This window comes from Dulcicalothrix desertica PCC 7102, from assembly GCF_003991905.1.
Classification (GTDB): Bacteria; Cyanobacteriota; Cyanobacteriia; order Cyanobacteriales; family Nostocaceae; genus Dulcicalothrix; species Dulcicalothrix desertica.
Map to the genome: position 1 here is coordinate 84,597 of NZ_RSCL01000018.1, position 11,950 is coordinate 96,546.

The following is an 11,950-nucleotide window of genomic DNA, read 5'->3' on the forward strand; positions in this document are numbered from 1 at the left end:
GATATCTAAATATAAATTAACTAATATAGGCGCTTATTTGGAGTATAGTAACAAAATTATTGTTACAGCTGTATCGGCGCCAATCTCGTTTAAATCATAACTCTATTTCACCCTACCTCGGAAACGGATAAAACCGTATGAACTAGCAGGTATACCGGGAGCAGTCGCATTTGGTAAATTTCCTAACTTAACGACTATAGCACCGTTGGTATTAGAACCATCGCACTTGATACCTGGATACTTAATCATGGGGTCAATACCTGGGGATAAATATTCTGCTGTATCCCCATCGCTGATATTAGTTAAGGATTCTGTGGCGCCGTTGTATTGCCAAATGATACCGCGATCACCACTAGGAAGACCACTTGTGTTTTTAGTTGGAAAATTATTGAATGCAGTCGGGATAAAGGTAGCATTATCGGGAACGCGATCACATATCAAAACATTATTTGCGGTTGTGTCACCTGTGGACAAGTAGTAGATAGTGTATTCGATTTCATCATTTGGTCGAACATTACCACCATTTGTACCACCAACTAGGAAAGTGTTTATGCTAGGCCATTTGTTAGTATCTTCGGAGGTTGTGGGCGTAGGGTTAATAATGCTAACATTGTTGTCATCGTATGGATTAGTATTTTCGTCTTTGTATTTAGCCAAGTCGTCACCGTCTTTAGTGGAAGTTAAACCGTTGACCGCAGTAATACGCTTGATTAGTAAGACATTTGGGTTGCTTGGAGCATCAAAACCAAAGTTTTGGTTAGTAACAGAACTGGCGGAAACATTAACTGATAGGCTGTTTGCTGTACCCAAAGTCAAGCCAGCAGGAATATCACTATCGTTTGTGTCTACTTGAATGATGTAATTACCGCTAGTCATTCCAGTAAAGCTGTATTGGCCGCTAGTATTAGTGTTCGTGATGGCAATAATTGTCCCAGTACCATCTAACAATTTCACAGTGATATTGGCAGGTAAGGTTGGTTCACCACCATCGAAATCATCACCGCGATCACTATCTTCGTAAACTGTTCCGGAAACAGTATAGGTTGGGTAAAAGCCAAAGTTCTGATTATTAACAGCACTACCAGAGACAGTTACCGGAAGATTATTGTTTGTACCCAATATTAATCTAGCAGCGATATCAGTATCTGTGGTATCGACTTGGATTTTGTAACTACCGTTAGTGATATTAGTGAAGGTGTAAGTTCCATTGCTCTGTGTCAGAGTTGTTGTGATGACATTATTGTTGATATCAAGTAGTTTTACTGTAATATTTGCTGGTAGTTTGGGTTCACCTGCATCTAAATCATCACCCATATCAGTATCTTCGTAGAGTGTACCGGAGATAGTAGTAGTGGCAGGAGTTATTGTTGTAATAGTAGGGTCTCCAGGTGTGAGCGTATTAGGGTCGTCAGTAGGCATACCACCCGTTGGATTTCCTAAGTAAAAAGTCGTTCCTTGGTTGTTAACGTTAGTTGGGGGGTTGACGGTATTCACCCTAATTCGATATTTGATTGTCACTTTATAGCTGCTACCCGTACCAATTACCCCTGGTTTCAGACCTGGTGATTGAATTGTCGCACCATTCGCAAATGGAAATGTTCCCCCAGTCGCATCTGTAACAGCTACACCATTCATTGTAGTACTTGCTGCTATGTAGGTAGTACCTACAGGAACTGGGTCTTTAAAAGAAGCTTTAGTAGCAGGTACACTACCTATATTTGTAGTTGTTATCGTGTACTCCATCACATCTCCAGGTAGAATATCACTTCCTGTGCTACCACTAACTTTGGTGTACGTTTTAGTCGATTGAAGATTAGGAGTTGGTGCAGCACAACTTGCGTAGTCTGTACCTACAACACCAGCAGTTGTTGCTGGGTTAAAAGTAATCGTTCCTATTGCAGTAGGGGTTCCTGTATTGGTATTGACTTCATACATAATACTGTTGCTTCCAGCAAAAGCATAAAGCTTACCATCTGGTTTGAATGCCAAACTATTAAATTGTGTGCCAGCTGGGGCTGTAGCAAGAAGATTGGCTGGAGAAGATACAGAGAGATTATCAATATCGATAGTGTACAAATTGGCATCCGCAGCAAGGAAGAGAACATTATTCCCATCAAATGCCATATCTCCATTTGCCCCAGAAACGCCAGATAGAGTTTTACTACTGATTTGGGCGCCAGTTATGGGGTTGATTTCAAATAATGTTGTGGAGGTTGCCACAAATAGTCGTCCGCTAGGAGAAAAAGCTGCGCGGACAGTTGTTGAATTAGCGTTAAATGTTATTGCTAGCTGCGTGTGAGTATTAGTTACAGGATCCCAGTAAGCAACTTTGGTGCTAGATATGTCACGGGATACATAAAATAATCTACCTGTGCTAGGTTCTAGAGCAGCAGCTGCGCTCAAGAATAAAGTATTGGTTGCTACTGTTCCAGTATTAGCAGTGGCAGCATTATAAGCAGCGTTAGCGACATTAACATTGTAGATTTTGCTGAAATTAGTACCCGTATTATCAATTCCATATAGTATTGAACAGTAAGGTGCTGTTTGTGCCTTAACTTTGGGCATGAGCGCAACCTGGCTAATTGCAAGCAACCCCATGATTCCTGTTGTCCCAAGTATTCCAATATGAATTTGAGATGCTTTTTGTGTATTTGAATAAGCAATAGCTTTTAAAGTTTTAAATAAACTTTTCATCGGTTCTACTCTATAACTAATTTTTTTGACTATCAAAAATTCGTATATTTTATGGTTTCACTGACGGTAAAATTTGCAAGACATGGCGCATATTATAAAAACAAGCACATGAATAAATAATGTATAAATCAAACTAATTGTTGTTCTTCCTTTTCATTTCCAAAATCTACTTTTTTATAGCTTCATAGGTTGTGTGGAGACGTAGCACTGCTACGTCTTTGTCAAATCGTGGTGTATTTACCTTTCTTCTCAAAATTTATTTGGTAAAGTTCTGCGTTGATTTTTGTATTTTAGTAGAGTTTGCACTACTGATTCTTGTTGCTGGCTAGCTGGACGTTTTTGCAGTCCAAATCCGTCAAATAGTTCATTTAGTTTGACTGTTAGTCCTAAATAAACGCCTCCAGCAGAGCGTGTACCTGAGAAGTCACGGTCATCAACTTTACCAAAGACGTAACCAGCAGAAAGTCGTAGGTCTGGGGTGAGGTAGTAACCTGTTTCAACGACGAACCCGGTTTCAGTATTGTCAGATTGACCAATCCACCTTGCCTCACCAACTAAATCTATGCTGTATCCTAAACGGTACGTAGCTCTAAATTGTGCCAAATTTACGCTAGCGCTACCGATTAAGTCGCTTGCTAAGTATGAGGCACTGTTGCGAAGAGCGTATTTACCATAAAATTCCCATTGCCAGTTGGGTGCGTAAATAGCTTCGGCGGCAAATGTATGGTCTTCAGAACCCGTGCCACTACCGAGAAGAATTGTATCTGGAATTACTGATGGATTTTTGCGATATTCATAGCGTAATAAGGCGTTAAATTTGTCGTTACTGGGGTCGCGGTATGCTACACCAAGTCGGAGGTTGGCAATATCGCCTATACCTGTTAATTTCTGGTTTGATGCATTTGCTTGTTGGTATCGAGCTAAGGCAGTGATAGAGGGCGAAATTTTACCTGTAATTCCTGCGGTAATTACGGTGTTTGCACCTACAGAAGAAGCGCGATGTTCAAATTTGGCGCCTGCTTGGAAATTGGGATTATCCGAATATTCTAAGCCAACGCTGTAACTATCACCACCATTAAATCCGATAGAAGACGCTGCTTGTCCAACGGTGAAGGGTTGGGCAAATTGCTGTCCGGTTGCGTTACGCGCTTGGAAGTCACCGAAAATATGTTCGTAAGCAAGGTTGAGACGTAAACCAGGTGCTATTGTCCATTTGTTGTTTAAGCCTACTGCACCTTGAGTAGTAATTTCATTGGCGCCTCCTAAAATTGAATAACGTCCAGTGATGGTAGTATCACTTCCTAGTTTATGTTCGCCATTAACGCTCAAAGAAGTGATAGAATTACCTTCAAACTGTCCACCATTATAAAACTGTTGTGCCAAGCTAACATTTACACCCGGAAGTACAGCCCAATTTAAACCGAAGATGGTTCTGTCAGGGTAAACAGTATCTTTTTCGGAAGATAATGTCAGTTCGTTTTGCGCTTGAAAGGTAAGATTCTTTGTGATGGGAACACTTAATCTAGAACGCAGTTGGTCAGATTTACTGGAAAGGGAATTTGTGGAAATTCTGTCTTCGCGATTACGATGAATCCAATCAAAATCTAAAATAGCATTACCAAAGCGTTGTTGAATCCCTGCCAGAACAGTTGTTAATGAATTATCGACTTTACTACCAGGAACTGCTTCAACACGAGGTGTAAATAAATCTTCAAAAGTATTTAGCGGTTGCGGTGCAATACCAAAGTTATCTTCGTGGTCGTATTGCAAGCGTAAATTCGTACTCTCCGACAGTTTACCCGTTAGTTGGGCGCCGTAACGAGTTTGTCCGGGAACAAAACTTATTGTGGCATTATTCGCAAACCCAGTATCGGCAAAGCGATAATATGCGCGTCCTTGAAGACCTTTGAATATTTGCCCTTCAGCTTCCAAACGGTACGCATCACCCTTAACATCCGTCATTAATTCCGAATTATTACGTGAGCGTGCAAATTCAGCGATAAATTTACCTTGAGAACCAAACGAAATTAAAGCATCTGCACCAAATAACTCAAAATCGCGTACACCTTGGTCTTCTTTTAAATAGGTTCCAGCTATCCAGCTTTCTTGGTTCAAACCGCGCGCAAGGTTATATTGCAGGCGCCCTGCAAAAATATTACTATTAGAATCCTGACTATCATATTGATAAGTAGTGACAATTCGGCGTACTAAAACTTCACCATCCTTACCAATATCAGTTCGCAGAATCGGTTCCCGAAATAAAATTGTCCCTCTGTCATAATCAATATCGTAGTCAGCACCGCGATTTAATTGTTTGCGTTCCAATACAGTCCCCGGACGGTTGAGTTCTTCCAACTCCAAGAAAATATTTTCACTTCCAGGAACTAAAATTCGTCGCGAAAGGAAGTAAAAACCACTCGTTCCATCAGGTGGAATGGTGTCGCGTTGAAATCCTTGAACATTATTACCATAAAAACCCGTAACTTGGAAGTTACCAATATTGTAATTTGCTTTAAAACCGTGCAACTGACGAGTCACAGCAGTAAACTGTTGCGATGAACGAGCAAATTCTTCAGTGTTGTAGTCACCCCACATCGCATAGTCAGGTGTAGCACCCGGAATACCTGTAGAACGTTCAAACCGCAAAAAGAGACTATCTGTTGAAGGTGCAACAACATCTGTTTTAGAACTATCTCCATAAACCGGATAATTCTGTTCGCTAAATTGATAAGTTCTAAATAAACGATTATCGCAGTTACAATCCTCATTCAAAGAACGTGAAGTATTTAAAGCACCAGTGAATAACCATTCACCAATCGCACCAGTGGCAAAAATTGATGAATTGAAATCTAACTGAGTGTTCTTATCTTTATCGGGACGGAGAAAATCGCGGAAACTACCAAAATAATCAGTTCCTCTGGCGCCCAAACGCAAATCAACAACACCTGTTACCAAACTAGGACGCAAAGCAGTTTCAAATTGCAATTGCGTATAAGCTTCCAAATCATTCGCAGTTCCCCGAATCCGAACAGTTTGCGCTTTCAAATCAGATTTTAACCTCGCAGTAAACTGTCCATTTTTGGCTTCAACCTGAAAACCAGGTTCATTACTGTTATAGTCAACCCCAACAAACTCCCCAGAAGTCGTATATAAAGTAACAATTGCATCTCGATTTGAACGATTACCATTAGCATCAACCAATTGACCTTTAACAGTTGCAACCGAACGACCATCCGCAGGTATACGAGCCTCAACCGTATCTAAAGTTAAGCTTGTTGGTGCCCCCCGAACTTCTACCTTCACAGTAGATACAGCTTCCGTCGTACCAATGAGTTGTGCTGTAATAGTATTTTCGCCTTCTAAAAGCGAAACACCATACCAAGTTTGTGTTATCAAATTGGAATTAGCGTCAGTTTCCGTTCGTCCAATTAAATCTCGGTTAACTAACTTACCATTGACACGCAACTCAATATTGGCGCCAATAGAAAATTGTAAAACAACTGTGGCAGCGGGAATATCAGCAATTGAGTCAGAGCTGGGAGAAAGGATTTTGACTGTAGGAGAAGTTGAGAGCGTGGAAGAAGACGAGGGGGAGGGGGGGCTTGTTTGTTTTTCTACTTCCAATTTCCTATTTTCGATTTGCCCTGACTGTGCTAACTTTTGCAAGCTTGTAGGTAACTTTATATCTTCTGCTGGTTGAAAAGGTTGAATTGCTTGTTTTGGTTCTTTTTGATTGAGTGCGTTTTGAAGTCTTTCTGCGGTTGATTCACTCCTATGATTATTATCAACAATGGGGGTAAACTCAGCTTCTAAAGGTAAATCAGGAGCTAGCAATTCGATATTTTGAATTTTTATTGGCTCATTTGTATTTGAGTTTGGTATTGATTGTAGATTAAATTGAGAATTAACTGGATTATCGAATTTTTGGGATGATTGTGCTTTCACAATGCTGGGAGCCAAAACTAAACTAAAAGCACCAGCTAACGCGCTCATAAATACCAAATGAGATCGCGTTACTTTTTGCTTAATCACAGGTTCCGGAACAACGCTAATAACCTGATAACGGAACAATGGTAAGCTAAAACTCTCGTCTTTTGTAGGTTTTTGCGACTCTTGAACTTTGCCAGAAAGAATACCTTCTTGGCAAGTTGCCTCTGTGTGAAAATTTTCTTTGTAAAGATTTTCTTTTGACTCTAAACCTGTTTGCAATAAAATATGCAGTCTATGTATCATTGCTTAACCTCCTCTTGAAAAGTGGGGGTGACTGCAAAATTCATGCGTACCGTTCCACCTGGTTCTAAGCGCACGAAACGCGATTGGCTATTACGTTCTTTAAATTTGGTATTAGGCGCCAGGGTATAACCTGGGAGACTACTCAAATCCAAAACCCCTGTATGACTTCCCGGTTTAACATTCGCGACAGAATATAAACCATTTGGGTCAGTAGTAACACGGTTGCCATCATGCATAAAAATTACTGCATTCGGTACACCTGGTTCCCCCGCTTGCTGCTCTCCATCAAAGTTCTTATCAACAAATACGCGACCGATAATAGTACCGCAATCCGATGTAATACCCGGTCTAATTTTTAATTGATGTGTCGCTGGTCCATCCTTGGCAGCAAAACCATTATCCGCGCGTCGCACATTTACAATTGCCGTATTCCGACCGTTACCGCGTACAGCATCACTGGTAAGCTGTGCAGCGTAGGCAATATTTAATACCAAACCGCGTGGAATTATAGCATCAGTACGGAATGTTACTATTGAACCTTGACGTTCAGCTATAACATTTACAGCTTGACCATTAATTTCACCCCGTACCGATTTCGGGACAAAATTGAATCCCAAGGGTAAATTATCAGTAGCAACAACACCATTTAAACCAACATCTGAGAGATTTTTGACAGAAAGACGATAAATTGCAGTATCACCAGGTTCTGCTGTTGCCCTGTCCCCAGATTTGATAATTTGTACTTGGTTAGGTTGACACATTCCTGTTGTAAATTGGAATGCCAATAAATCGAGTCCAACAGTTTCAGCATTGGGAACAAAAGCCACAGTATCGGTGAAATTAATACCACCCGTAGTCGTAATTGGTTGCCCATCAAGCGAAGTTGCTGTATAGCGAACGACATTATTTCCAATCCCACCGGTACTATCAATAATTTGCAGCTTGATACGTCGCTGAGTATAAATCGAATTTCGGGGTGGATTAACTACTAAAATATAAGTCCTACCAGTTGCAAGTTGATTTTTATTGGGGTCAAACAAAAAGTTATAAGTACCGCGTGGTTCTTGGTTTGTTAAAAAATACGGATTACTATTTTCGCCATTTGGTTTGAGTCCACCAGGAACACCATTATTTTGAATGTCGGGTACCTCAGTTCGCGTCAAACTAAGCAAATTACCTAACTCAGTTCCCGTTGGGTCACTTGGGTTTGGTTCGTATACTCCGACCGAAAACCCAGTGTAATCAGGTAAAAGTTCACCTCCACAACCTAAAATTCTCCCTAACGGGTCAACTAATGGTTTAGTAACAGCATTTAACTGGCTTGATATACCTCGAAAATTTAATTTACTGGCAGGGTCAGTGTAAGAGTAACTTGCTTGGTTATTAATTGCAGGGCGAGCATTACTTTGGCTTTCTTGGGCATTTGTTGTGCCTGTAGAGTTGTGCAAAACACATCCAATTAATACTATTACAGTTACTTTTTGCAGCCATTTTCTTTCGATATATCTTTCTAAATATCTTTGCTTTTGATGTCGCGGACGCTTCACTTTAATGTTCTCCTGTAAAATAGTACCTTTATGATTAGCAAATGCACTTCATAAATAAACTATTTTTGTTAAATAGCTTCTAATTTTGTTTGTTAGGATTTGAATTTTTCATTTTCAAAATATATTTTCGTAAAAACAGCCATTGCCATCAATCTACGACAATGGCTGATATAAGGTGAGGAGAGAGCAGCAACCCCTACTTGACTTTTACCTGATAGCTACCTTTAACAACACTCTTCGCTTCCACTGATGGAATTTGCATCCTAATGTGTGTGTAAGTACTTGCAGGCGCCGCTTTTGTTTCAACTTTACCGTTGGGGAGTGTGACTTTAACAGTTGGATTTTCTACAAAGCTACGTCCACCGTCAATGCTATAAGTAATTTTGGTATCACTTCTGATATCTCCAATTGCAGATTTCAACACAAATTCCATACGTTGAGGAATAGGTTGATTGATAGTTAAATTCTTAACTGGTTTGTTGCTCAGATTTTCACCACTAACTGTATAACGTAATACATCTCCGGGCTGTACGCTTGCTTGACCTTTCAATGCTTGCCAAGATTTCATTTGCTTACCTTGCTGGTTTTGAAAAATCACTTGTTTTTCCGCATCAAGTTGCAACTTAACTTTTTGTTGTTTTTGAACATTTTGCGCGTTTGCACTAGATTGAAAGAAATTCTTAGCTGCGGGGATTTGAGCAACTACAGGAACACTAGCGATTAATGTAACGGCTGCTAATCCTAATAAATAACTGTGTTTCATAGAAAAAACCTTTTGAAGTTGGAAAAGACTTAATTGATTAAAAATTTGATTTTTCGGGCGGCTGAGGACAGCCACCCCACAAGATGGTTAATTCACTTTGCGTTGGAACATAAATTCGCGCTTCTCACCAGGTTGAACAATACCTGTCACAGTATTTATGTACTTGGAGACATCAGTATCTGCTGTTGTACCAGTTTGGTCGATTGCAGAGTTTGTACCAGTTGCACCGCTGTAGAATTGGATTGTTGAGGCGCCTGTATCTTTTGCTGTACCAACTATGTTGCTAGTATCGATTTGACCATTAACATCGTTGTCTTTAGCCCAGTTATTCTTACCATCACCAGGGACAGTGCTTAGAGTTCCATCTTCCACAATTACAACTTTGTCAGCTTTCAATATGACATTACCAGTACCGGATTGAGCTTCGGAAATATTTGTGTAGGTAATGCGATACTCAATAATATTTCCAGGTGCAGGTTTCTTAGGATCAGAACTGAATGTACCTTCATTCCCTTGAACAGCAGGCCCAGTTCCTGGAAGTACACGAGATTCTTTCAGCAACTTCAAGAAGCCAGTGTATACACGATCAATTGTGGTGTTCTTTGCAGTTTCACTACCCAGACCAGGTGTTGCATCATCTACAAATGCCGTCACGGGTACAGGGAAGCCTTTTCCTGTATCGGTAGATAATGGGGTATCTGGAGGTAAATTAATTTCCACACCGTAGTTCACGCTGGCGCCTGGTGTAACATTCGGAATCGTGATGTATTCAGTAGTTTGGTCGATTGGGGATTGGTCGTTAGTTGTTGCTGGGTTCTTATCAGTATCAAATTTGAAAGCTGTACCATCCCAAACATAAGACCTAGATTCGGAACCGTTGGTAATTGTGACTACACTATTGACGGGTAAATCGGCAGCATTTGCTGGAAGTGTGGGAATTAATGAAATACTACTAGGGTCAGTACCACTATTTTTAACTGTGTTGGTAAATGCTACAGGTGATGGGTCAATTGTATCCCCTGGTTTTTTATCAGTAGGTACAAACGAAGATTTGTTCGTGAAGTCGTCGTTGTTGCTTGTAGGACCAATTGCATCGGGCGCCCGATCTGGACCATTCAATACCGCAGATGGAACGGGTACTGTGGGTTCAAAGCTGTTAGCTTCACCTCCAAGTCCTGTACCACTGTTATTATTACCTGTATCTGTACCCGTATTTGTTAGCTCGGCAGGGGTGTCAACAAAGCCATCGGTAATTGTCGAAGGTGTGTCGGGAATACCATCGTTGTTTGTATCAGTTGAACCGGGTGGAATTGTCTTACCATCGTAGTTACTAGGGTTTTGGTCACCGGATTCATCGTAAATCAGGTTATCAGGGATACCATCAGTATTCGTATCGATGGGTGGTACTCCGGAAGTTTGACCAAATAACTGAGCGATGTTGTTCACTGTTAATGGCGCCGCAGTTCCAGCCTTGACTTTGACTTGAATGTTAAAGCCATTCACAGTTTGTCCAGGTGAAACTGAGGTGATAACATTCGGGTCGTTCACAAAACCAATACGTGTAACGCTGCTAAGGTTAGCTGGTGGTGTCAAACTCCAAGTTGCAGCATTAGCGTTCATTGTAACTGGGTCAGTTGTATATACAGCTTGCCAGCCAGGAGGAGGGGTAGGAGCTACGGCAAGTTCTGTACCTGCAGGAATCGCATCGGATACTAAGATACGCGAACCTGTTAATCCTCTGATTGTTGTACCTGCTAGTGGTGCCGGAGTAATACCGTTTCCAGTTGGGTCATTTAATTCAACTCGCATTCCCAAGCTATAGGTTAATTTATCATCGTCAATAGCAGGGGTTCCAGCATTGTTGTAGTCACTACGGGTTTTAAGAACTGTTGCTAATGCATAGGTTTTCAGCGACTGGTTAACTGTTGCCTTCTGGGTTGCACTTGCTTCGCGAACTCCATTTACAGGGGCGCCTACAACATCACCTGGAGTTCCATCGGGGTTATCAACAGTGTAAACATCACCACCATCAGGACTGCGGAGTTGGTTTTGGGCATCACCAGGCGTGTCACCTAGTGTAACGTTGATAATATCGTTAGCTTGGGCGCCAGGTTGAACAGTGACAGGAACACGAACTTGAATCGAACCACCAGCAGGAATTGAATTAGTGATTAATTCACTTCCTGAAATTGGTATCCAGTTTGCACCACCATCTATGCTGTATTCCAAATTACCCGCAGTACCTGGACCAGTGACTCGTGCCAAGTTGGGAACACGCAATTTGGTAGCATCATTACCGACGTTTGTAATTGTGTAGGTATAATTAACTGTATCGCCAACTGAAACTGGAGTTGCTGGAGTGAAATCTGTAACGCCCGATGCAGTAACGGTGATACCTGCTACCTCTGCCACCGTCACCACAACAGTGTTAGAGGTAGTATTTATTTTTGTACCTGGGTCTAGGGGGTCTTCGTAGGTTGCAGTCGCAGTGTTACTAATAGATTCTCCCGCTTTTGTACCTTCGGCTAACGCAGGTAAAACAAACTGAAATATTCCATTCGCAATTAATACTGTTGTTACCAACGAACGATAAAACTTCGATGGCTGTTTGAAAAAGTTTTTTGTTTGTGACATGAAGGAAACTGAAATCAATAAAACAATTTACATCCTGCGGTAAAAGCACAGGATTACTATTAAATCTTGATAATTCAAA

Annotated in this window: 5 protein-coding genes; all 5 read right to left on the reverse strand. The window is 41.0% G+C overall.

Going from position 1 to position 11,950, the window contains the following annotated elements; genetic code table 11:
• Positions 1–102: 102 nt before the first annotated feature.
• Positions 103–2,694, reverse strand: coding sequence for an SdrD B-like domain-containing protein (locus DSM106972_RS32650; protein WP_127084601.1), 2,592 nt, complete (start codon positions 2,692–2,694; stop codon positions 103–105).
• Between the two features lie 249 nt (positions 2,695–2,943).
• On the reverse strand, positions 2,944–6,927 hold the full coding sequence (locus tag DSM106972_RS32655; protein WP_411675353.1) for an Ig-like domain-containing protein: 3,984 nt from the start codon (positions 6,925–6,927) through the stop codon (positions 2,944–2,946).
• A complete protein-coding gene (locus DSM106972_RS32660) occupies positions 6,924–8,474 on the reverse strand; it encodes a DUF11 domain-containing protein (protein ID WP_186538705.1) in 1,551 nt (516 codons plus the stop codon). Before DSM106972_RS32660 ends, DSM106972_RS32655 begins: the two co-directional genes overlap by 4 nt.
• A 196-nt stretch (positions 8,475–8,670) precedes the next feature.
• On the reverse strand, positions 8,671–9,237 hold the full coding sequence (locus tag DSM106972_RS32665) for a DUF11 domain-containing protein (RefSeq protein ID WP_127084602.1): 567 nt from the start codon (positions 9,235–9,237) through the stop codon (positions 8,671–8,673).
• Between the two features lie 87 nt (positions 9,238–9,324).
• The gene (locus DSM106972_RS51055; RefSeq protein ID WP_145837664.1) at positions 9,325–11,871 is read right to left on the reverse strand and encodes a DUF7925 domain-containing protein; all 2,547 of its coding nucleotides are present in this window, start codon (positions 11,869–11,871) and stop codon (positions 9,325–9,327) included.
• Positions 11,872–11,950: the final 79 nt, after the last annotated feature.